General features: G+C 36.6%; 23 protein-coding genes. 8 read left to right on the forward strand and 15 right to left on the reverse strand.

The features are described from left to right. Nucleotides 1–13 precede the first annotated feature (13 nt). Nucleotides 14–2,860, reverse strand: coding sequence for a phosphoenolpyruvate carboxylase (ppc, locus tag HMPREF9182_RS02510; RefSeq protein WP_009754429.1), 2,847 nt, complete (start codon nucleotides 2,858–2,860; stop codon nucleotides 14–16). Nucleotides 2,861–2,906: 46 nt separating this feature from the next. Further along, entirely contained in the window at nucleotides 2,907–4,118 is a 1,212-nt protein-coding gene (gene ftsW, locus HMPREF9182_RS02515) for a cell division peptidoglycan polymerase FtsW (RefSeq protein WP_009443080.1), read from the reverse strand. A gap of 451 nt (nucleotides 4,119–4,569) precedes the next feature. Between ftsW and HMPREF9182_RS02520 the strand changes: the two genes are divergently transcribed. From HMPREF9182_RS02520 to lysS, 5 genes are all read left to right on the forward strand, one after another. Further along, nucleotides 4,570–5,379, forward strand: a complete 810-nt coding sequence (locus HMPREF9182_RS02520) for a glycoside hydrolase family 25 protein (RefSeq protein WP_009443606.1) — start codon at nucleotides 4,570–4,572, stop codon at nucleotides 5,377–5,379. 136 nt (nucleotides 5,380–5,515) lie between these two features. Continuing rightward, nucleotides 5,516–6,358 (forward strand): DUF368 domain-containing protein, encoded by an 843-nt coding sequence (locus HMPREF9182_RS02525; RefSeq protein ID WP_009443427.1) that lies wholly within the window; start codon nucleotides 5,516–5,518, stop codon nucleotides 6,356–6,358. Further along, nucleotides 6,358–6,840: an aminoacyl-tRNA deacylase gene (locus tag HMPREF9182_RS02530; protein WP_009754232.1), complete on the forward strand. Its 483-nt coding sequence runs from the start codon at nucleotides 6,358–6,360 to the stop codon at nucleotides 6,838–6,840. The genes HMPREF9182_RS02525 and HMPREF9182_RS02530 overlap by 1 nt, the downstream gene beginning before the upstream one ends. 11 nt (nucleotides 6,841–6,851) lie before the next feature. Next, the gene (locus HMPREF9182_RS02535) at nucleotides 6,852–7,493 is read left to right on the forward strand and encodes a histidine phosphatase family protein (protein WP_009443204.1); all 642 of its coding nucleotides are present in this window, start codon (nucleotides 6,852–6,854) and stop codon (nucleotides 7,491–7,493) included. A gap of 90 nt (nucleotides 7,494–7,583) precedes the next feature. Next, nucleotides 7,584–9,074, forward strand: a complete 1,491-nt coding sequence (gene lysS, locus HMPREF9182_RS02540; RefSeq protein ID WP_009754437.1) for a lysine--tRNA ligase — start codon at nucleotides 7,584–7,586, stop codon at nucleotides 9,072–9,074. Between the two features lie 247 nt (nucleotides 9,075–9,321). On the opposite strand, the gene HMPREF9182_RS02545 is transcribed toward lysS, so the two are convergent. From HMPREF9182_RS02545 to HMPREF9182_RS02555, 3 genes are read right to left on the reverse strand one after another with little or no spacing between them, the layout of a single operon-like run. Next, nucleotides 9,322–10,593, reverse strand: a complete 1,272-nt coding sequence (locus tag HMPREF9182_RS02545) for an ABC transporter permease (RefSeq protein WP_009443416.1) — start codon at nucleotides 10,591–10,593, stop codon at nucleotides 9,322–9,324. Beyond that, nucleotides 10,594–11,289, reverse strand: a complete 696-nt coding sequence (locus HMPREF9182_RS02550; protein WP_009443649.1) for an ABC transporter ATP-binding protein — start codon at nucleotides 11,287–11,289, stop codon at nucleotides 10,594–10,596. Next, nucleotides 11,273–12,439, reverse strand: coding sequence for an efflux RND transporter periplasmic adaptor subunit (locus tag HMPREF9182_RS02555; RefSeq protein WP_009755052.1), 1,167 nt, complete (start codon nucleotides 12,437–12,439; stop codon nucleotides 11,273–11,275). Before HMPREF9182_RS02555 ends, HMPREF9182_RS02550 begins: the two co-directional genes overlap by 17 nt. A gap of 205 nt (nucleotides 12,440–12,644) precedes the next feature. On the opposite strand from HMPREF9182_RS02555, the gene gorA reads away from it, so the two are divergent. Together gorA and HMPREF9182_RS02565 are read left to right on the forward strand one after the other, a co-directional pair. Then, nucleotides 12,645–13,994, forward strand: coding sequence for a glutathione-disulfide reductase (gene gorA / locus HMPREF9182_RS02560; protein ID WP_009443834.1), 1,350 nt, complete (start codon nucleotides 12,645–12,647; stop codon nucleotides 13,992–13,994). A gap of 598 nt (nucleotides 13,995–14,592) precedes the next feature. Then, nucleotides 14,593–15,186 carry a biotin transporter BioY gene (locus tag HMPREF9182_RS02565; RefSeq protein WP_009443056.1) on the forward strand — a complete coding sequence of 198 codons (594 nt, stop codon included), beginning with the start codon at nucleotides 14,593–14,595 and terminating at the stop codon, nucleotides 15,184–15,186. On the opposite strand, the gene HMPREF9182_RS02570 is transcribed toward HMPREF9182_RS02565, so the two are convergent. Further along, on the reverse strand, nucleotides 15,153–15,368 hold the full coding sequence (locus HMPREF9182_RS02570) for a YdbC family protein (RefSeq protein ID WP_009754350.1): 216 nt from the start codon (nucleotides 15,366–15,368) through the stop codon (nucleotides 15,153–15,155). The two genes, HMPREF9182_RS02565 and HMPREF9182_RS02570, sit on opposite strands and share 34 nt — an antisense overlap. A 129-nt stretch (nucleotides 15,369–15,497) precedes the next feature. Between HMPREF9182_RS02570 and HMPREF9182_RS02575 the strand changes: the two genes are divergently transcribed. After that, nucleotides 15,498–15,821: a hypothetical protein gene (locus tag HMPREF9182_RS02575; protein WP_009443048.1), complete on the forward strand. Its 324-nt coding sequence runs from the start codon at nucleotides 15,498–15,500 to the stop codon at nucleotides 15,819–15,821. 367 nt (nucleotides 15,822–16,188) lie between these two features. Here the strand turns inward: HMPREF9182_RS02575 and HMPREF9182_RS02580 are convergent, their stop codons facing one another. The 9 genes from HMPREF9182_RS02580 to HMPREF9182_RS02620 form a co-directional block, all read right to left on the reverse strand. Then, on the reverse strand, nucleotides 16,189–16,818 hold the full coding sequence (locus tag HMPREF9182_RS02580) for a malonic semialdehyde reductase (RefSeq protein WP_009754269.1): 630 nt from the start codon (nucleotides 16,816–16,818) through the stop codon (nucleotides 16,189–16,191). A 53-nt stretch (nucleotides 16,819–16,871) separates the two neighbouring features. Then, nucleotides 16,872–18,158: a peptidase U32 family protein gene (locus tag HMPREF9182_RS02585; RefSeq protein WP_009443165.1), complete on the reverse strand. Its 1,287-nt coding sequence runs from the start codon at nucleotides 18,156–18,158 to the stop codon at nucleotides 16,872–16,874. A 198-nt stretch (nucleotides 18,159–18,356) separates the two neighbouring features. Continuing rightward, nucleotides 18,357–19,286 carry a peptidase U32 family protein gene (locus HMPREF9182_RS02590; protein WP_009443817.1) on the reverse strand — a complete coding sequence of 310 codons (930 nt, stop codon included), beginning with the start codon at nucleotides 19,284–19,286 and terminating at the stop codon, nucleotides 18,357–18,359. Nucleotides 19,287–19,433: 147 nt separating this feature from the next. After that, entirely contained in the window at nucleotides 19,434–20,573 is a 1,140-nt protein-coding gene (locus tag HMPREF9182_RS02595) for a tyrosine-type recombinase/integrase (protein ID WP_009755041.1), read from the reverse strand. 51 nt (nucleotides 20,574–20,624) lie between these two features. Continuing rightward, nucleotides 20,625–20,858, reverse strand: a complete 234-nt coding sequence (locus HMPREF9182_RS02600) for a hypothetical protein (protein WP_009754849.1) — start codon at nucleotides 20,856–20,858, stop codon at nucleotides 20,625–20,627. Between the two features lie 51 nt (nucleotides 20,859–20,909). Next, complete coding sequence (locus HMPREF9182_RS02605) at nucleotides 20,910–21,290, reverse strand: HepT-like ribonuclease domain-containing protein (RefSeq protein WP_009443523.1); 381 nt, start codon at nucleotides 21,288–21,290, stop codon at nucleotides 20,910–20,912. Further along, on the reverse strand, nucleotides 21,250–21,597 hold the full coding sequence (locus HMPREF9182_RS02610; protein ID WP_009754943.1) for a nucleotidyltransferase family protein: 348 nt from the start codon (nucleotides 21,595–21,597) through the stop codon (nucleotides 21,250–21,252). Before HMPREF9182_RS02610 ends, HMPREF9182_RS02605 begins: the two co-directional genes overlap by 41 nt. A gap of 170 nt (nucleotides 21,598–21,767) precedes the next feature. Further along, nucleotides 21,768–22,490, reverse strand: a complete 723-nt coding sequence (locus tag HMPREF9182_RS02615; RefSeq protein ID WP_009443705.1) for an LPXTG cell wall anchor domain-containing protein — start codon at nucleotides 22,488–22,490, stop codon at nucleotides 21,768–21,770. Between the two features lie 94 nt (nucleotides 22,491–22,584). Next, complete coding sequence (locus tag HMPREF9182_RS02620; RefSeq protein WP_009443238.1) at nucleotides 22,585–23,145, reverse strand: hypothetical protein; 561 nt, start codon at nucleotides 23,143–23,145, stop codon at nucleotides 22,585–22,587.

Raw genomic sequence — 23,145 nt, forward strand, 5'->3', positions numbered from 1 at the left:
TCTTTATTCATTTTTAGCCTGAATTTCTCAAACCAGTTGCAATTCCATTGATCGTAATATGGATTAGTTTTTCCTGATCTGGAGTCAATTCACCACGCTTTTGACGCTTAATAAGTTCAAGTTGAATATAGTTCAGAACATTAAAATATGGCATACGGTAATTCAAACTATCTTTCAAATAACTATTTTCTGCCAACAGCTCATCATAGCCTTCAATCGCTAAGATAATATTTTTGGTTAACTGCCACTCATCTAGTATGGTATTGAAGACATCTTGAATCTCTTCATTTTCGCACAATTGTGCATATTCAAAAGCAATATTCATATTCGATTTGGACAAAACCATATCAACATTGGATAAAAGAGACTTGAAAAATGGCCATTTTTTATACATTTTATGTAGAATCTTCAAATTATTTTCCGGATCTTGATCGATAAACTCCTTGAAACTGGAGCCAACACCGTACCATCCAGGAAACATCACTCGACTTTGAGACCATGAAAAGACCCAAGGAATCGCTCGTAACCCACTAATCTCAGTAATCGTTTTACGAGCTGCTGGACGCGATCCTATGTTAAAGCTGGAAATAGCTTTTATAGGGCTGGATTCAAAGAAATAGTCATAAAAACGTTCATCTCCAAAAACCAAATCACGATATATTTCATAACTACGATTCACAACCTGATCCATGATATTTTCATATCGATTTGAAGTATTTGTATCACTTTCTTTGCGAGAAATCATGCGATCAATAGCTGCCGAAACCAACATCTCCAAGTTATAATAAGCGGCATCTTTATTCCCGTATTTGTTACCGATGACCTCACCCTGTTCTGTCAGACGAATACGATCATTGATACTACCCAAAGGTTGAGATGTAATAGCGTCATAAGTCGGTCCTCCACCTCGACCAACTGTTCCGCCTCTTCCATGGAAGAAAGTGATTTTTACACCGTTCTGATCCCCGATAGACGTTAATTGTTTTTGTACTTTATAAAGAGTCCAACATGATGATAAATAGCCACCATCTTTATTACTATCAGAATAACCCAGCATAATCTCTTGATAGTTATTTTTAGAAGCAATCCACTTTCGAGCCAATGGATGAGAAAGATATTTCTTCATTGTATCACATGAATTATCTAAGTCTTCAATGGTTTCAAATAGAGGGACAATTTGTACACGAGCACTCTCTTGATCAACCAAACCTACTTCTTTCAGCATAATGGCCAATTCCAACAAATCCGATACACTAGTAGAATGCGAAATGATGTTTTGCTTAATCACATCTTCTCCTAAGATATCTTTTAATTCACGAGCTGTCTGGAAGATAGCCAATTCTTTCTCGAGTAAGTCAGATTTTTGAACATGCGTTGCAGATAAGATACGAGGATCCTCTGATAATTGATGTAATAAAACTCTGCATTTCTCATCTTCTGATAACTCACTATAGTTTGATACAATATTTGCTGATGCTAGTAATTCTGCCACACATGCTTCGTGTACGCTAGAATCCTGGCGCATATCAATACTTGCCAAATAAAAACCAAATACATCTATCGCTTGAAGCAGCTCCGTCAGATCTCCAGTAACAAGTGCTTCTCCATTATTTTCTAACAACGACTCTTTGATGACAAGCAAATCATCTTTAAACTCCTTCGCAGTTTGATAAAACGGAGCTTGCTCTTTTTGTAATTCGACCAAGGTATCATTGATACGAGACTCAATGTAATGTGGAATGACCTCTTTTCCATTGTTACTTACTTTGACAGATGCTCGTTGTCCCAAATGATTCTTCAGTGCATCAATATGGTTTGATGTTTTTCCAGAAAAGTCTCCCTCTTTGAGATGGAGCAAAGTTTGAACTAACTTGGATTGAATATAATGAAATGCTCGACGATACGGCTCATTTTCACGGTATTCTGACGTATCATTGGATAATGCAGCAAGTTCTGCCAAGGCTTGGCTTGTTTCTGAAAGATTCGTCGAAAGGGAGAAATTACGGTATAAAGTGTAGACTTTATCTATGTAGTAATTCAAGATAACTTCACTTTGAACCATAGCAGATGTCCTTAGGGTCTCCGCAGTTACATAAGGATTGCCATCTCGGTCTCCTCCAATCCACATTCCCATTGTAATCGGGGTTGGATTTTTCAAATGCAGACCACGCTCTTCTGTTAGGCGTTTATACTCTACCATAAAGTTTGTTACAGCCTGAAGGAAAGAGCTTTGGTAATATTCCATCACGTTTGTTATCTCATTTGTTACCTTCAGCTTCTTCTCTCGAATCATATCCGTCTGCATCATGATTTCAATATAGCGGCGTAGATTTTTATACCACTTATCTTCATTGACTAAGCCAGCTTTGACATCACGGTGCTGGCGTAGCAAATTATGAATATGGTTGGTCAAATCTAACATACTCTTACGTTGAACCTGAGTGGGATGTGCTGTTAAAACAGGGACAACATTAAGATTTTCTAGTATCTCTTCTGCATTTTCATGTGTGGAAATCAAATCAATCGTTGTAGACAATTTCCCAAGATAATCTTGGTTGATATTATTTTGGTGATTAATTTCATATGCCAAGTCCACATCTTCTGAAATATTAATCAGGAGCGGTAAGATAGAAAAATAGCGAGAAATATAGACCATTTCATCTGTCGTCAATCCTTTTACAATGGTTTTCAACCCTTGATAGTCAGACTGAATCGCTAAATCTGTCATCGTAAAAATTTTCTCAAAGGTCTCTTGACTGAGCAAATTGCGTGTAATATCAGAGAGTAAATCTGTAAGAATCGTCACTTCTTCTCTGATAACCTCTTTATTGCTATAGCTCTCTAATTTGTTAAATGACATATCTGTACCTTTCTATTTCAGAACAAAATCTACTTTCAATCGTTATTTACATAGATTCTTCTATGACTCGGTTAATATTATGACGCTTTTCATTGGCATCAATATTTAGAACAATGGCAATTCCAACCGATAAAACAAGTAGGCTGTTTCCACCTTGAGACAAGAAAGGAAAAGTTACTCCAGTCGATGGAATCAATCCTGAAATCCCTCCAATATTGATAAACGTCTGCATGAGCAACATACCTCCAACTCCTAAAGCCATCATGGAGTTAAAAGGATCACGCGCTCTAATTCCTACCAAAATGATTCGCAATATCAGGAAGAAAAGTAAGGCCAATATTAAACTAGCGCCTATGAATCCTAACTCTTCAATCACAATAGAAAATACAAAGTCTGTCTGTGCTTCAGGTAAGTAGCCACGTTTTTCAATAGAATTTCCCAAGCCGAGACCAAACCAACCACCATTAACCATTGCATAGTAAGAATTAGCTAGTTGGTGTCCAGCGCCTGAAAGGTCATTGAAAGGATTAAAGAAAGCACTAAAACGTTTTGCTACATATCCAAATAATGGCACATGTGAAACCTTATCTACACCAATCAGCCAGATACTACTTAAGATCAATGTAGAGGCGCCTACAAGTAATCCTAAAAGTGCTGAAAACCAACGATGGCCTATACCACTAACAGAAACCATGATTAAAACAGTCAAGGCTAATATAGTAGCATTTCCTAAATCAGGCATAATCACTACGATACCTATCAAAATAGCTGTCACGGTCCGCCAATCATTTAATGTTTTTGGTAGCCAATGATTAAAAGTCAGCGCTTGATAATCGTATAATTCAATATCTTCTTGTCTATTTGAAAAACGTTGTGCTAAAAACCAAATAAGTAATATTTTTAAATATTCTGCAGGCTGAATACTGACCCCTCCGATAAACAGCCAGCCGTGAGCCCCATTGACTGCACGTGTTACAAATCGAGATAAAAGTAATAATATCACTTCTATTACTATAATGAAAAATAAGAGTCTTTGGTTTTTAAATACCTCAATCTTCATTTTATAAATAAAAGCAATAGCTATTAAACTTAAAATCCAAAATCCTCCCTGAGTCAGAACGGATCGAAAAGAATTTAATCCCGCCTGAACCAAGCTAAAACTTGTTGTTGAGTAGACTACAATCAAACCAAGTACTGATAAAATTAAGTACGGAATGAGGATGGAATAGTTTAATAGGTGCCGTTTATCAATTTTCATACTTCACCTAAATTTCTAAAATTTCATTGTACATTATATCATTTTTTAAAGCGAAAAAAAAGCTATACCTATCTTCCACATATGATACGTTTTGAGCATAAACAAACCAAAATTTGGAGATAGGCGGTGAGCAATGAAGGTAAAAAACAAAATTGAACTCCTTTATTTATACATATCTGGGTTCCCCACAGCACTACTCCTTTCCTTACTTTCGGTAATATAAGCATCCACTGTCTCATACACACTTGAAAAACTATTTTCTTCATTGTACATTCATTAAAAGGAATGTCACTAAATTTCTATATATGAGTTCATTGTTTGTATTTTTTCAAACTTATTACAAAAGATAGTCAGATGTCTAGATAAAGTTTATTGAGCTCTTTTCTTTTAAAATAGAATCTTTTAAAGATTTTTTTGCTTTTTTATTTATTTTAGGTTAAAATAAAAAAGTATGAGAAAGAAGATAAAACCAGTCGTTGTTTTCACTTTCTTCATCTGTTTTATTTCACTAATATTGATTAGTAGACAGATTACGAATGCAAATGGACAACGAGAAAAAGCTAAAGTGGCCCAGTCATCTTCTTCAAGCTCCTCGGAAAAATTAGACTTAACAAAGCCGATTATTGACTTATCAGGCTGGCAACTTCCAAGTGAGATTGATTATGATCGATTAGCCAAAAACATCTCTGGTGTCATCGTGCGCATTCAGAGTGGTTCCTATACAAAAAAAGAAAATGCTGCTACCTATTCGAATGGACTAGATAAGGCATATAAGACTCACATTAAGGAATTTCAAAAACGTAATATTCCTGTTGCTGTCTATGCCTATGTCGCCGCTTCTTCAACAAAAGAAATGGAAAAAGAAGCCGAAAGTTTTTACAACGCCGCTTCTAAGTATAATCCTACTTATTATTGGTTAGATGTTGAAGAGAAAACCATGTCCGATATGAACGAAGGCGTTGAGGCTTTCCGCTCTAAATTATCATCATTAGGGGTAACAAACATTGGCATCTACGTAGGTACATACTTCATGGAAGAACATAGTATCGATACTAAGAAGTTTACTGCTGTTTGGATTCCTACTTATGGTACGGACAATGGCTACTATAACGCAGCTCCAAAAACAGAGATAGACTATGATTTACATCAATATACTTCTCAAGGATCTTTAACCGGTTTTTCGCATCCACTAGATTTGAATCAAATTTCTACTTTGAAAGACCGTGAAAAGACGCATGCAAAATTATTTGGACAACCATAATCTGAAATCAAGCTTTTGCTTGATTTTTTTATATCTATCTAATTAGAGCAAATGATTTTTGATCATCAGTTAGAAATTCTCACTAACTGTAAAATATGTTATAATTATCTACATTGAAGTTGTTAAGGAGATTAGAATGTTTTCTTGGATAACAAGACTTTTTAAAGGAATAATTATCGCACTAGGATTTATTTTACCTGGTGTTTCTGGCGGAGTTCTAGCTGCTATTTTAGGTATTTATGAGAGAATGATTCGCTTTCTTGCTCATATCAGAGAAAACTTCAAGGATAATGTCTTCTATTTTCTCCCAGTTGGCGTTGGAATGATCTTAGGTATCGCTCTCTTCTCACTTCCTGTTGAGTACCTATTAGAACATTATAAAATCATTGTTCTTTGGGGGTTTGCAGGTGCTATTATCGGAACAATTCCTAGCTTAATTAAAGAGTCCGAGCGCGAATCTGAACGTGATAGAGTTGATATTATTTTCTTCTGGGTTACTTTTATACTCTCTGGCCTTCTACTTTATTTCCTAAATAGCATCATTGGGACACTACCTGCTAACTTCATAACCTTTATACTAGCAGGGGCTTTAATTGCTTTGGGCATTCTTGTACCAGGACTTAGCCCTTCCAATTTATTATTGATTTTAGGTTTATACAGCCCGATGTTGACAGGTTTTAAATCTCTGGATATTGTTGGGACATTTCTTCCGATTGCAATCGGGGGAGCTCTTACTCTCATTGCTTTCTCAAAGGCAATGGATTATGCACTTAAAAATTTTCATTCCCGTGTTTATCATTTCATCATTGGAATCGTTCTATCAAGTACTGTACTGATTGTGATTCCAAATGCAGGAAATAGTGAAAGTATCAGTTACACTGGAACTTCAATGATAACATTTGTTCTAGCTGCATTTTTCTTCGGTCTAGGTATTTGGCTTGGACTTTGGATGAGTCAATTAGAAGAGAAATATAAATAATGGCAAAAAAATCAAAACCCAAAAAGACCTTAGTAGAACAAATTCTTACCAAGGCTAAAATCAATCATGTCGGATTACACATTAATGCTCTAGATGAAAATGACTCTCATTCACTTGAACGATCACAAATCTACAAGACACTTGCCCTAACAGGCGATAAAACTGGTCCAATCATCGGAATCCTTCCTATTACAGAGCATCTTTCAGAGAAAAAATTAGCAAAAATTTCTGGCAATAAAAAAGTCAGTATGATCCCGCTAAAGGATCTAGAAAAAACAACAGGCTATATTCATGGTGCTAACAATCCTGTCGGCATTCGCCAAAAGCATCATTTCCCAATTTTCATTGATCAATCTGCCTTAGAGAGAGAAAATATTATTGTATCCGCTGGTGAAATCGGACGTAGTGTTCAAATAAATGCAAAAGATCTAGCCACCTTTGTTGATGCTAGCTTTGCAGATCTACAAGAAAATGGATCCTAGAAAGAGGGAGTATGAAATTATACTTTATTCGACATGGAAAAACGCAATGGAACTTAGAAGGGCGCTTTCAAGGAGCAGGTGGTGATTCGCCTTTGCTACCTACTGCTGTGGAAGAGTTGCACCTGCTTGGTAAGCATCTCGCTCATACTCGATTTGATAGAATGTATTCAAGCGATTTACCGAGAGCTGTTAAAACGGCAGAAATTATCAACTCAGAAAACAATGAGCCGCAAAATATTATTCAAACAGAAGAATTACGAGAGTGGAAACTAGGTAAATTAGAAGGAGCAAAATGGGCGACTATTGCAGCTATTTATCCGCACCAAATGGAAGCCTTTCGACATAATTTAGCTAAGTTTGATCATAGTATTTTCGATGCCGAGTCTGTCTACCAAACCACTCAAAGAACTATTCATTTTATTAAATCTCTAAAAAAATTAAAAGCTAATAATATCTTATTCGTAGGGCATGGTGCAAATCTCACAGCCTCCATCAGGACTCTCTTAGGCTACGACGTAGGAAGTTTACGAAAAAACGGTGGACTAAGCAACGGCAGTGTCACTATTTTAGAAACAAATGATTTTGAACATTTTTCATTACTTGATTGGAATAATACAGATCATCTTGAAAAACTAGAAACTGTGAAATCATAGATTCATAGTTTTTGTTTTCTAAAAATTAAATATAGATGAATTTCCATAGATTTTGTGTTAAAATAGACTGGAGAACTTTTGGAGGAAAACATGACTACTGAACATATTGAAGAATTAAATGACCAGCAGATTATTCGTCGTGAAAAAATGGCCGCATTAGCAGAACAAGGCATCGATCCTTTTGGAAAGCGATTTGAACGTACTGCTGACTCTGCCCAACTAAAAGAAAAATATGCAGATAAAACAAAAGAAGAATTGCATGACTTAGCAGAAACTGCTACCATCGCAGGACGCCTCATGACAAAGCGTGGCAAAGGTAAAGCAGGCTTCGCTCATATCCAGGACCGTGAAGGTCAAATCCAAATCTATGTCCGTAAAGATGCTGTCGGAGAAGAAAATTACGAAATTTTCAAAAAAGCTGACCTAGGCGATTTTCTCGGCATTGAAGGTGAAGTAATGCGAACTGACATGGGTGAATTGTCTATCAAAGCCACTCATATCACACATTTATCTAAAGCATTGCGTCCTCTTCCTGAAAAATTTCATGGCCTAACGGATGTGGAAACCATCTACCGTAAACGCTACTTGGATTTGATTTCAAATCGCGAAAGCTTTGAGCGTTTTGTCACTCGTTCAAAAATTATTTCTGAAATCCGTCGTTACCTTGATGGTCAAGGATTCCTAGAAGTTGAAACACCTGTCCTTCACAACGAAGCTGGTGGTGCTGCTGCTCGTCCATTCATTACTCACCACAATGCTCAAAACATTGATATGGTGCTTCGGATTGCTCTAGAACTTCATCTCAAACGTCTGATTGTTGGTGGTATGGAACGCGTCTATGAGATTGGCCGTATCTTCCGTAACGAAGGAATGGATGCAACTCATAATCCAGAATTTACTATGATTGAAGTTTACCAAGCTTATGCTGACTTCCAAGATATCATGGACTTGACGGAAGGTATTATCCAACACGCTGCTAAATCAGTTAAAGGTGATGGCCCAGTTAACTATCAAGGTACTGAAATCAAAATCAATGAACCGTTTAAACGTGTTCACATGGTGGATGCTATTAAGGAAATTACTGGTGTTGACTTCTGGCAAGATATGACTTTCGAAGAAGCCGTAGCCCTTGCCAATGAAAAACATGTACCTGTTGAAAGGCATTATACTGAAGTTGGTCAAATCATCAACGCCTTCTTTGAAGAATTTGTGGAAGAAACCTTGATTCAGCCAACCTTTGTTTACGGTCACCCTGTAGCAGTGTCACCTCTGGCTAAGAAAAATCCTGAAGACCCACGCTTTACTGACCGTTTTGAGCTCTTTATCATGACCAAGGAATACGGTAATGCTTTTACTGAGTTGAACGATCCAATCGACCAGTTATCACGTTTCGAGGCTCAGGCAAAAGCTAAAGAACTTGGTGACGATGAAGCGACTGGCATCGACTATGATTATATTGAAGCGCTTGAATACGGTATGCCACCAACAGGTGGTTTGGGAATCGGTATCGACCGTCTGGTTATGTTACTAACAGATGTAACTACCATCCGAGATGTCCTGCTTTTCCCAACAATGAAATAAAATCTATAAAAATACCACTGGTTTGCCAGCGGTATTTTTTGTCTCATAATAAAGAGTTTGGGACAAAAGTCCTAGCCTCTCAATTGTCTTTGGATTGTCGAGCAAGACGCAGTGGTTGAGTGAGCTCTACTACGCTGATTTCATCAGCTTTTACAGCCCTACTCAACTGTGCGGAGGTGGGACGACGAAATCGAATTCTAACGAATTACCGATTTCTGTCCCACTCTCTTTATTATTGTTTCATTTATCATTCATATCTTAGAGCTTCGATTGGATCTAATTTAGAAGCTTTATTAGCTGGTAAAATACCAAAGACTACACCAACCATTGCCGAGAAGACAAGACTTCCAATCGCAGCTGTAGTGGATACAATTGGTGGCCCACCAAAGACATTCTCTGGCACAACTGCAGCAATCAGGGAATTGATCCCGTATGCCAACCCTAAACCTAGGAGTCCTCCAATCAGAGTCAGAACCATTGATTCAATCAAGAACTGAGTCAAGATGTTTCCTCTAGTTGCTCCTAATGCCTTTCTAAGACCAATTTCACGTGTGCGTTCAGTGACAGATACCAGCATGATATTCATGACACCAATTCCACCAACAAAAAGAGAGATACCTGCAATCGCGCCAATTACTCCTGTCATTGTACCAGTGATTTGCTTATACTGTTCCAGTATACTATCCATGTTCAAGATCTGGTATTCACCTTTACGAGCACCTGATAATTGAGTTAATTTCTTTGCTGCTTCTATACCAACTTCGTTGATGCGGCTAACTTCTGGAACATAGACATATACAGTTGAAATTTCTTCTGAATGAAATTCAGAAGCTACCTGGGTATTAGCCATTAAAGCACTACCGGACCCCATACTCATACTTTGACCTGCATTTGGATCCTTATAAACACCGATAACACGATAATTACTTTCACCTACGGACACAACCTTATTTAAGGCTTCAGTGCTACCGCCAAAAAGCTTACCTGCCAGAGCTTCATCAATCATCATGACATTTGAGAAACGCTGATAGTCAATCGGTAATAGCGTACGACCAGCTAAGATTTCATATTTTCTAATTTCAAAGAAAGTCTGACTTACACCGGTGATAAAGACGCCATCTGCCTTTTTATTTGAATAAGAGAAGGTAGCGGATGGTCCACCATTTGTTGTATAGTAGCCTTTTACACCATCAATTTTCAGTAGTTCTTTTGCCCATGCTTCTTGAAGGATCGGTGGTGCTTCGTAGTCTTCATTATCTACAGCTTGATCCTCTCCATTTCCCGCTTGCACGTCTAGAATATTCATCCCTGCAACATAGTTACTTTTTGTATTGGAGTAATTCAGTTGAACATACTGTTGATCTTTTGTAAAGCTCTTTGTAACACCTTGTTGCATTCCATTTCCCAAGGCCATAATCACAACCACAGAAGCCACGCCAATAATAATCCCAATCATCGTCAAGAAGGAGCGCATCTTATGCCCCATGATAGAGCTAATAGCAAATCTCCAATTTTGCATCTATGCATCTCCTTTCTGTTTAGAGTCAGATGAAATTACACCATCACGAATAACAATCTGTCGTTTCGCATAGGCTGCAATTTCTGGTTCGTGAGTTACCATAATGATCGTCTTCCCTTCATTATTTAACTCTGTCAACAAATCCATAATTTGCTCACCCGTTTTGGTATCCAATGCTCCTGTAGGTTCATCTGCCAAAATGATAGATGGACGGTTAACTAAAGCACGTGCAATAGCCACACGTTGTTTTTGCCCCCCTGATAACTCGGAAGGTAAATGGTGCATCCGTGTTTCCAATTCGACCTTCTCTAAGTATTGCTCAGCTAACTTTTTTCGTTTTGCTTGTGCGACACCAGCGTAAATCAAAGGTAATTCAACATTCTGAAGAGCATTCAACTTTGATAAGAGAAAGAATTGTTGAAATACAAATCCGATCTGCTTATTTCGAATTTTAGCAGCTTTTTTCTCTCCTAATTGAGCGACTTCTGTTCCATCCAAATGATAGGTTCCACTAGAGGGACGATCAAGCATTCCAATGATATTCATCAAAGTAGACTTCCCCGAACCAGAAGGTCCCATGATAGCCAAAAATTCCCCTTCTTGCACTTCAAGGTTAATATCTTTTAAAACTTGAAGCTCTTGATCTCCATTTCGATAACTCTTGTTGATGTTCTGTAAATCAATTAATTTCTTCATAGTTTTTTACCTCCTGCCCATCTTTCAAATCAGCAGTTGGATTTACAATCACTTTGTCATCTTTTGTCAAACCTGATGAAACTTCTTGATTTTCAGCATCTGCATTTCCCAAAGTGACTTCTACTTTCTTAGCTTTACCTTTTTCATCTATTTTCCAAACGTAATTTTTGCCATCTTCTGTGACAACACTACTTACTGGAATAAGAATGGCTTTGCTATTGTTTTTCACCTCAATATTGATAGAGAATCCTTGTTTCAATTCTCCAATTTCGCTTGTAAAGTCAATAGTAAATGGGTATTTTGCACCTGTACCTCCAGTACCGCCACCAGATGTCGGACTGGCACTTGCTTGCTGAGCATCTTTAGGATAGTTTGAGATATAACTAATTTTTCCAGCCCAAGTTTTATCTGGATATACTTTTGAAGTAATTGTAACTTCTTGACCAACAGATAAATGAGCTAAATTGTATTCAGACAACTCACCTTTTACTTGAAGGTTCCCATTATTAACAATATGTACCAATGTTTGAGTAGAGCCCGTCGTAGATTTTGAAACATCACGATTTACTTCTACAACAGTTCCCTCAACTGTACTCAATACAGTTGTTGCATCAAGTAATAGCTTGGAACTATTTACTTTATCAGCTGCATCTGCACGATTGTCATATAAATCTTTTAATTGAGAATCAAGTGACTGTGTTTGAGCTGGTGTAGTTGTTTCTGAACCTTCTTCGCCTTCAGCAGTTGGGGTAGTAACAGTTCCATTTGTTCGTAATTCATAAATTTGACGATCAATTTTATTAAGAGCACGAACAGCAGAATCATAATTTGCTTGGGCTTCTGTGTTTCGGTATTGTACCAATGCTTGACCAACCGCTACTTGATCACCGACGTTTACCAGAACATTTTCTAAATCTCCTTTAGTAGAGTCAAAATAGATATATTGCTCATTATTTGCGGACACTTGTCCTGATAAAAGAACTGAGGAAGCCACAGAGCCTTCTTTCGCCTTTTGAACAAGCGGTTTAGAATCAATCGCTTCCTGTTTGGCGTTTTGATTATTTAAAAATAACAATAGGACTGCACCTAGCACAATGGCAACAGGAATTATAATCAAAGTAGCCAACTGCCATTTTTTTAATTTCTTCATTTTAATCTCCTTTTTATTAAAAGTGTTTGATTTTTTTCATTATAACATAATTATAACCTGAAACTAATTTTTTAGATATCTCAATTCCTGAAATGCCTTATTTTGTTCCTGAAATGTTATTTTTTTGTCTCGTAGCAGATTTTTGCATTCATTTATTAAAAACGATACAATTACTTCATACTGAAAAGAAGGAGCATAAAAGATAATGAAAGAATTTGATATGATTGCTATTGGTGGAGGTAGCGGAGGGATTGCTACTATGAATCGAGCCGGTGAATACGGAGCCAAAGTTGCAGTTATCGAAGAAAAAAAATTGGGTGGTACTTGTGTCAATGTTGGTTGTGTTCCCAAAAAAATCATGTGGTATGGAGCGCAAATCGCTGAAGCGGTTCATCAATACGGTCCATACTACGGCTTCACTTCTGATAATCAAAAGTTTGACTTTGCTACTTTGCGTAAAAACCGTGAAGCCTACATTGACCGAGCTCGCTCTTCCTATAATGGGAGTTTTAAACGCAACGGTGTTGAATTGATTGAAGGCAGAGCTCGTTTTATTGATAAGAATACCGTTGAAGTCGGAGGCGAGCTAATTCATGCCAAGCATATCCTTATCGCTACAGGAGCACACGCCTCTATTCCGAATCTTCCTGGTGCCGAATATGGTGAAACTTCTGATGATGTCTTTAAATGCGAAGAATTACCAGACTCTGTAGCTATTATAGGAGCAGGCTATATTGCAGTTGAACTTGCTGGCGTTCTCCATTCTTTGGGAGTGAAGACGGACCTTTTTGTCCGCCGAGATCGGCCACTGCGCAATTTTGATGATTATATCATAGATGGTTTAATGGAAGAAATGGGAAAAACTGGACTGAATCTTCATATTCATAAAATTCCGCAAAAAATAGAGAAGCTTGCAAACGATCAGCTAAAAATCTCTTTTGAAGATGATAGTAGCCATATCGCTCAGCATATTATCTGGGCAATTGGTCGCAAACCAAATGTTCAAAATCTTAATCTAGAGGCAGTTGGGGTAACTCTCAATGAACGAGGCTTCATCGCTGTTGATGAATTTCAAAACACTCTAGTTCCAGGTATTTATGCCTTAGGAGATGTGACAGGAGAAAAGGAACTCACGCCCGTAGCCATCAAGGCCGGTCGCACTTTGGCTGAGCGCCTCTTTAATGGAAAAAAAGACGCTAAGATGGACTATTCAAACATTCCAACTGTTGTCTTCTCCCATCCTGCTATTGGGACAGTAGGGCTGACAGAGGAGCAGGCAGTCAAAACTTACGGAGCAGATAATATTTATATCTATACTTCAAGCTTTACTTCCATGTATTCAGCAGTAACACAGCATCGCCAACAAGCCAAGTTCAAGCTTATTACAGCTGGTAAGGATGAAAAAGTCGTCGGTTTACATGGAATTGGCTACGGTGTGGACGAAATGATTCAAGGCTTCGCCGTTGCCATCAAGATGGGGGCAACCAAGTCTGACTTTGATGCCACTGTTGCTATTCATCCTACTGGATCTGAAGAGTTTGTAACAATGCGCTAATACACGATAAACAGCTAAAGAGGTTGGAATCTCCAACCTCTTTTTGTCTTTTCTGACTAAAGATCTAATCCTTTCATAACCTTACTTTTTACATCTGATTAACAGAATAGTTAACGAGCATAAACCTTTTGATTTAAACATAATCTTACTCTACCAATCGTAATAATCTAATAAACTATCTATACTTAACCTTTATAACATACAATTCATAAATAGAAATTAAATGTTTAACCACTCTCTTGACTTTTTTCATTACTATCTACTTCTTTTACTTCGTAGAAATAAGCTTCGTTTTCTCACATTGCCCTCTTTTCGTTAGTATGCCCTCTCCTTGGGTCTATGCAAATTCACAAGAATCTGCTATTATAGAAAAAACTAACAAAAGAAAGAAAAATCAATGAGCAAAACAAAGAAGTTGATAGCTGCACTTAGTATTGTTTTCTTTAATATTTTTGGACTAATTGCTTTTATTTTTCTTTTTATCAAAAGCAAAAAGAAAAACTAATCAATTAAGTGTCTAGTCCGATAAAAATCGCTTGACTTTTTTATGACTTCAATTTAAAATAGTTACCACAAAACATAAAAGAGGTTTACTATTATGAATCATAAAAAAGTGTTTCTATTTATTCTTCCAGCAATTGGAGCAGCCATTTTGGCAGTGCTTTCTCAACTAAGCTTTGCTTTTGGGACAGTACCTGTTACACTACAAACTTTTGCTATCGGTCTGATCGCAACTATATTTAAACCTCGCGAGGCTTTTTTGGCAACTGTCCTCTATTTGCTTCTTGGCGCCATCGGGCTCCCTGTCTTTGCAGGTGGTCATGGAGGATTGCAAGCATTATTAGGACCAACAGGCGGTTATCTCCTAGCTAGTCCAATTTTTGCACTTATTACCTCCGCACTCACTAGCAAAAATAGCTCCTTCTTGACCACTCTAGTAGCTAATATTCTAGGAGATGTTGTTTTATTTGCCGGAGGGGTACTTGGCTTGCACTTCTTAGGAGGCTTTGAGTTTACAAAAGCTATTACAATCGGTGTGCTTCCTTTCATCCTAGCGGATTTATTAAAAATGCTTTTAGTCGCATTTGTTAGCCAACCTATTTTTTATGGTCTGAAATTCCATTATTATTTTAGAGATAAACAAAAAACGGATAGCAACTATCCGTTTTTAAATGCATCTACAAGAATTTGAAATTCTTCATTGGAAAGGGTGATTCCTTTTCCCATTTTGCTATGATCTGGGCTCCAAGTACGAATGTCGTATTTGGCTGGTGCACCATTAAAGCTGACACGATTTAGTTCTTTCGTCCAGCCTTTATCATTTTCAGACAAGACTAGAAGTTTTTCTTCGATTTCAAATGTAAATTCTGCCATCATTGACTCCTTTTAAATTTAGAAACGTAATTACTCTACGCTTCTATATTTATCTATTCGTAAAAAATTTAGAATTTTACGATAAAATGTTATATAATAGTATTGTATCAAGTTATGGAGAATTTAGCCATGAAAAGATTTCTAAAAATGCTAGCCGATCGAACAAATGAATTTTTAACAGATAAAAAAAATGAACAAATAAGCGAAACTGATACGAGTATTTTATCCATGCTTGAGCTAGCTATTCAAAAAAAATCTGGAATCCATGTTATTTTTCAAAATAAAAGCTTTACTGGAGATATTGTTAAATATGATAAAAATCGCCAGCAGCTAATAGTTAAAAACTTTAACAAGAGCATGTCCATTATTATTAGAATTCCTGAAATCCAAAGAGTACGACTTGTTCCGAAGACTGTACAAGAAGCCCAAAAAATTAATCAAAAGATAAGGTAAAATTCGATAACACAAATGAGAGTGGGACAGAAATCGGTAATTCATTAGAATTCGATTTCGTCGTCCCACCTCCGCACAGTTGAGTAGGGCTGTAAAAGCTGATGAAATCAGCGTAGTAGAGCCCACTCAACCACTGCGTCTTGCTCGACAATCCAAAGACAATTGAGAGGCTAGGACTTTTGTCCCAGCCTCATTTTCTATTTTGTCCTGCACTTCAAAAAAGTAAAAATCTAATATTTGAAGTGTTTTTCTGTACAATCAGCTGATCCAAGTAGACATCAAATGTATAAACTAAACAAGAAAAACAATTTTCGAAAAATCAATAAAATAAAGAACTATTTTCACTATGCTAAATACTGTTCAGCTTTTACAGACTACGAGTTACCTCATCATACCCAAAACGAGTGTCGCGAGGGTATTTTGTTGGTATACCATAGCCGATATTTACCACAAGAATCGGATGTTCATCAGTACCAGAGAAAAATTCTTCATATAAGCCATCAAAATCAGCTCCTAAAGGCCCTACATCTAGACCCAGAGCTCGCGTCGCAATCATAAAGTAGCCAGCCTGTAGATTAGCATTTTGCTGAGCAGCTGAAAGGACGCGATTTTCAGTCGTATAATAGCCTTTTATGGATTCTGTCGCACGAGGATTAAAGACATCTGCTCGCTCCATCCATAATCTATCATATGAAAGTATGGCATTGATTGGAGCTTGGAGCGCCTTTTCACGATTAGATTCAATGAGATGTTTTACAAGACGTTCGCGCGCTTCAATACTTTTTATCCAAGTGATGCGTAAAGGTTGACTATTAAAGGCTGTGGGGCCAAGGTAAGTGAGCTCTTGAATCTGCCGAAGTTGATCATCAGAAACAGATCGATCCTCAAATTTACGCATAGTCCGAGGTTCACGAAAGAGAGCTGTAATCTGACTATCAGTCAAACGCGGCATCTTTCCCTTAAGCGACTGTTCATTTTCTGTTGGACTAAATACCATAATGCCTCCTAATTGAATATTAGCTTTAATGATCCACCACGGTTTACACTAGGTTAAGCCCTTACTGTTACACTGGTTCCATCTTCTTTGTACAGGTTAATAAGCCCTTCTTTTCTACTACGTACCATATCTCCTGGGCAAACTGGTGTTGGCATAGAAATTGTCAAGAGTTCCATTGGTTTTGGTGCACGATCTATCTTATTACCTTCAATATCACGAAGATCACGAATAACCGTCTCAAAATGTCGGAAACCCGGACCATAAAACTCTACTTGATCTCCTTCATTAATAACGTTGCGCTGACGGATAGTAGCTATTTGATTTTCTGCGTCATAGTCAACAACTTCAGCTACGAACTTGTATTCGGGAATTTTTCGGCGGGCACCAAATAACTGTTCATTTTCTGTAGGTGTATTATAGTAGAATCCTGTTGCTAATTCACGTTGGGCTACTTTCCACATTTCATCAATCAAGTCCTGCTTAATAGCTTCAAACTTTTCTGGACTTTCTAGATACGCATCCACAGCAGCTTTATAACAGTTTGACACTGTTGAGACATAGTGTATAGACTTCATCCGGCCTTCGATTTTAAGACTGTCCACACCATTTTCAATCATATCAGGTATGTGGTCAATCATAGACATATCAACCGCTGACATAGAAAATTCTTCTGGGATTTCACCCTTCAAGCTCTTTCTTTCTTGGCCAAACGGCATATCATAAAGGTCGTATTTCCAACGGCAAGACTGCGAGCAACCACCACGGTTCGCATCACGCATACTCATATGGTTTGAAAGTGTACAGCGTCCTGAGTAGGAAATACACATTGCTCCATGAACAAAGGCTTCGATCTCAACATCCGTTCTTTTTCGGATCTCAGCCAATTCTTCCATAGACACTTCGCGTGCTAAAACGACACGGGTTAGGCCTAATTCTTTCCAAAATTCTAAGGTTTCGTAGTTGGTAGCACTAGCTTGGGTAGATAAATGGATTTCTAATCCTGGTGCTTCTGATGCTGCAATAGCAATTAGAGCTGGGTCTGATACAATTACAGCTGCAATTCCAATATCACGGAGCTTGCGGAAAAATTCTCCTGCACCAATTTCGTTACCTTCGTGCATCACCATATTAGCCGCAACATAAACTTTTGCGCCATATTTTGCTGCAAACTGGACTCCTTCTTCCATTTGCTCATAAGTAAAGTTTCCAGCTCGGCTACGAAGCCCGTAAGCTTGACCACCAATAAAGACAGCATCTGCTCCATAACGAACAGCTACTTTAAGTTTTTCCAAAGTACCAGCAGGCGCTAAGACCTCTGGACGTTTCAATGTTTTTGTCATCATTTCTCCTATTTGCAAGATAAGATAGATAATAAGTAATATATAATCCTTTCTATTTTATAGCAAATTTCCAGGAAAAGCAAGGTTTCTCAAATGTTTTTCACAATTCTAATTTTATACTTTATTTTCAGAATTTTTAACCGATAATTGTTAAAAAAGAAGTCAGAAAAATTTCGAACTTCTTTTTAGTATAAAATACTATTTAACCATATCTGGGTCGTATTCGTAAAAACCAGTATCCAAGAAACGATTTTTAGGATGGTAGCGATGCACAGCCTCATCTAAAAGAAATGCTTGGTCATGAGTAAATTTACCAGCTAATATTAAATCACGCGCTTGGATAAATAATTTAGCAATCTCTACAAAATTATGTCCTGGAGTGTAAATTCCTTCTAGCTTCCAGTGAGTAAAGCCATGTTCTACCAACTCTAGCAATTTAGTCATCAAATCCAAGTCATTATTAGCAAAAATATGCGTCCCGTGATTATCCTCAAAGATAGAGTAATGACTAGTCGGATCAGCTGGCTCTGCTAGGAACAAATCACGCTCCCTTGTCTTTTCGTCATCAATATGCGTGAAATTATAGTAATTTTGCAACAAGGGCCGCTTTGAGTGGTGGATAACACTGGCTCCATATACTAGCACTTCGGCTGGAATTTCTAGAATATCTTGCATTGCAAAGAGCTCAGCTGATGGAACTTCTCTAGCTAAAACCGCCTCTGATGCTCCAGCTTTCTGCCCCCAGAAATTGATTTGGCGGCTACTTGTTACCATAGTAGAAGCATCATAAATCGTTTTGAATGGATACTTGTCTCGATTTACCACATAAAAAACACCTGCGTCACCAACTGTGATATAGTCTGTTTTAATCTCAGCTAGGAAATCAAGAAAAGGTTTAATGTTATCCATCATATCTTGGTGCATCAAAGCGTTGACTGCGACAACAATTTCTCTGCCTGCTTCATGGACTAAATCCGCAATCTGTCTAAGCTCATCATAAGAGAAAGTATGTGGCAATCGAAGGCCGTAATGCTTTTCACCAACATAAATCCGATCAACTCCTGCTTCTAGAAGTTCTTTTACTTGTTCAATGCTTTCAGCTGTTGCTGTAATGATTATCTTTTCCATAGGTTTATTATATCATGTCCTCTTCTTTTTAATCTAGTCAAATCAATACAATATTTGACAAATCAATCGCTTTAAGGATTTAAGCATTTCTTCAACAAAGACAATATTAGACAATATTTATCATTTTTTCTCTCATTTTGGGTTATTTTATGGTGCATGTAAATCGATTTTTTCTAACTTATCAATTGTTTCTAATTCCATATTTTGAGTAACATGAGTATAAATAGATAAAGTCATTTTTTCATTTGAATGGCCTACTCTATCCATAATAGCTCTTAAAGGTACACCTAACTCGGACAACAAAGAAATATGCGAATGACGAAAAACATGACTAGTCAATCTAAAATTCTCACCCTTATCAATTTTTGACCTTTCAAAAGTTCTTCTCAAAAAGCAATTAAAAGTAATCAAAGGAATAGGATATTTCTGACGAAATATGAACACCAAACCATCAAGCTCAGCTTCAAGCTGATTATACTCAGATAAAATCTCTATCACTCTATCCGAAACTCTTATTGTACGGACTGAACTAACTGTTTTAGGAGAACTTAAATAATAATTCTTTGAACCAGCCTCTGTTATTAAAGTATGCTGAATAGATATTTCTTTATTTTTTATATTTACATTTTCCCATTTTAGCCCTAATGCCTCACCAACACGAAGCCCAGTCAAATACAAAAATTCTGCTAACAATATAAATCTTTTATCTTCCTTACTATTCTCTAAGTAAGATAAATACTCCCTCATTTCCTCTTTTGATAAATAATGTTCTTTTTTGCGCTGTATGATTTGTACACTATTTTTAACTTTAGGCAAAACAACTCTTTCCATTGGATTATCTTTAATATAACCAACTTTATGGCAATAAGTAAAGAACAAATCCAAAACTGTTTTAAATAATCTACGATAACCATCAGACCAATCATTTGCTAACAAATATTTTTGCAATAGTGTATTAGGTATTTTACTAACTTTTTTTGTTCCAAATTCCTGCAAAAAAGAATCAAATATTACTTTTTGTCTAACATATGTATTTCTTTTTAACTCTGCCTCTCGAATAACCAACCATTCATTAGCTATTTCAGAAACCAACAAATCTTGTGAAACACCAAAAATTGTATCTGTCTTTTCCTCTATTTTAGCTTCTAAAATCTTTCTTGCCTCAGCTTGTGCAGCTCTTGTTTTAGAAGTTAATGTACATGATACTTGTTTCCATTTGCCCTCACTTTCATCATAATATTTTTCATAATAGCGAACTTTCTTGTCCCCTACAACTTTAAAAAACATATAGCCTCCTATTTCTAGCAGGTATATTTCTAGTCAATACCTACAATTATATCACTTATATTTATTTTTCTCTTTATATAACAAAAACAAGTAGAATCCCCTCACATTAATCATGACCTTTCCACCTGTCCCTATCGAAATATCCCTAAACTTCCTAATAGTTTTAGCTTCCTTTAAACGCCGTTCAATCGTTTTAATAGAAATAGCTGAAAACCACTCTTCTTTTAATTGCTCCTTTGAAACAAATTTATCAGGATAATTATTATATAATGCAACAATTTCCATTTTTTCTCCTTTTCACTTACGATGTTATTTAAATCAAAAAAGCCACGACTTCTATCGTGACAACTCTTTCTCTACTTGCATGATGACATATTCTAAATCTTCTCGCAACTTTGGAATATCTTCTATAGCTGTTTCAATTATAATTTTAGCTTTCATGCTCCCATAATCATGATAAGCCCTATTTCTAAAACCTTTAATAGTCTGAAACGGAATTATATCTGAGAATTTCTCCTGCGTTTCTTCGGACAACTTACCACTTCCTAATTGTTCGCCTATTTGACCAATAACCATAGCTAAAGAATTAACTGACATTTCATCCGTTATAGGAATATTATAATGATGAATTTTCCTCAACGTATTTTCAACTTCCTCTATATAGTACATCATCTGTTTAAGATAGGAGTAGTCTCTCTGTAATCGCTCTATTCTCATAAATCACTATCCTCTCTTTCAAAAATTGCACACGTAATTGTTGAGTAATATAGGATTTCCCCGTTAATATTTCTTCAACAGTTAACACATCTACAGGAATATTAAACAACGCTTTTATTTCTTCTTCCATTTCAAAATACATCAATCCTGAAACAATGCTTCCTGTTAAATCTATAGCTAAATCAATATCGCTCATTTCGTCAGCCGTTCCACGTGCATAAGAACCAAAAAGATAAACTTTAGAAATTTGATATTTATATGCAATGACACTCAGTTTAGATTGTATGTCTGAAATTGTATAAATCATTATTCATAGCCTCCTGTCAATTTTAAGCCTACTTCTCCTTTCATTATAACACAAAATAAAGCAAGTAGGGACTTAGTAAAGACACCACTTGCTATTAAATATGTTCAATTTTTCTTTACATTGTAGCGACTCAATCCATAAAAACCTACCCTAACTGAAGCAAGAGCTTGTTAATATTTTTTAGACTTGAATTGAAGTATGCCCGCACCACCTAAACCAAATACACCCAACACTGTTAAAAGGATGCTTGCTGCTTCTCCCGTTGACGGAAGAACTTTGAGTTCCCCTTTATTATCTTTTAAAGCTATCGTACCATCTTTCTGACGAACTGCTCCGATTTCTTCAGGTTTTTCAGTCACGATTGAGCCATCGGGCTGTTTAACAAGCACGTTACTATCTTTAGTGCCAACTACAGTATTTCCCTTATGATCAACAATAGGTTGATTAATCAAGTCATTTTCTGTCACATTAGGAGCAGTTGGTTTATCTGGGTTTACGGGAACATCTGGATTAGCTGGTTGACTAGGTTTGGTGTCAGACTTCTTGTCTTCTTCCTTGCTTGGCTTTGTATCTTCTTTAGACTTTTCTGCTTCGCTTGGTTTGGTTGGCTGACTTGAGTCACTTGGTTTTGGCTCTTCCTTTGGTTTAGATGATTCGCTTGGTTGAGCTGGCTTCTCATCTTCCAAACCTGTTTTATCCTCAGTAGAAGGTTTAGTTGGTTCACTTGGTTTTACATTTTCAGCTGAATTAGATGATTCACTCGGCTTACTGGTTTCTACAATATCTGCACCTGTATCTAAACCAACAGTATTCTCATTCGCAAAAGCTAGATTCGCTCCTGCTAATACAAACGTAGAAACTGCTAACATAGTTATAATTTGTTTTTTATTCATTTTCTATACCTCTTTAAATTTAAAATAATATTACTTGTTACAACACAATAAAATTAACTATTTCAACAGGAGCTCGTATTTTCATTTTTAGCCCCTATTCTTTTTCAAGCTCTTTTAAATTTTCGATTTTGCGATTAACAACCTCAAAACTAAATTGCTTATGAACTTGATAAGCATTCGTAACAACAGGACTTGTCTCAGAATAAACGACATCTGCTAAATACTTATCTTCTTTTTTATAGACATCTAAGCTATCTATTTTTCTTTCGACTAAAACAGCACTGGAACTTGTATTCAACTCTTTTTTGGTCTGAAAATTATCTAACTGTTGCTTAAACGTCTCTAAATCTGCTAAAATCGTTGTTTCTTGCTGTGTTTTCTCACTTAACAAAGACAACAATTTACTTTTTCTACGTTCAATATCAGTCAAATCAAACTTTTGATTCATATATGCAGACATAAATTCTTCAGCTATTAATTGACTATCTTCAGAATTAGAAGAAGTACTTGTTTCACTTGTAGTGGATTTATCGATTTTCATTACTCTATCTTTTTCTTTAGATTCTTGTAAGCTCTTAGAGTTCTCTCCTACACAAGAAGCTAAAGAAAAGCTTGCAAATACCAAAAGCGATAAACACATAATTTTCTTATACAT

The organism is Streptococcus sp. oral taxon 056 str. F0418, assembly GCF_000220065.1.
Classification (GTDB): Bacteria; Bacillota; Bacilli; order Lactobacillales; family Streptococcaceae; genus Streptococcus.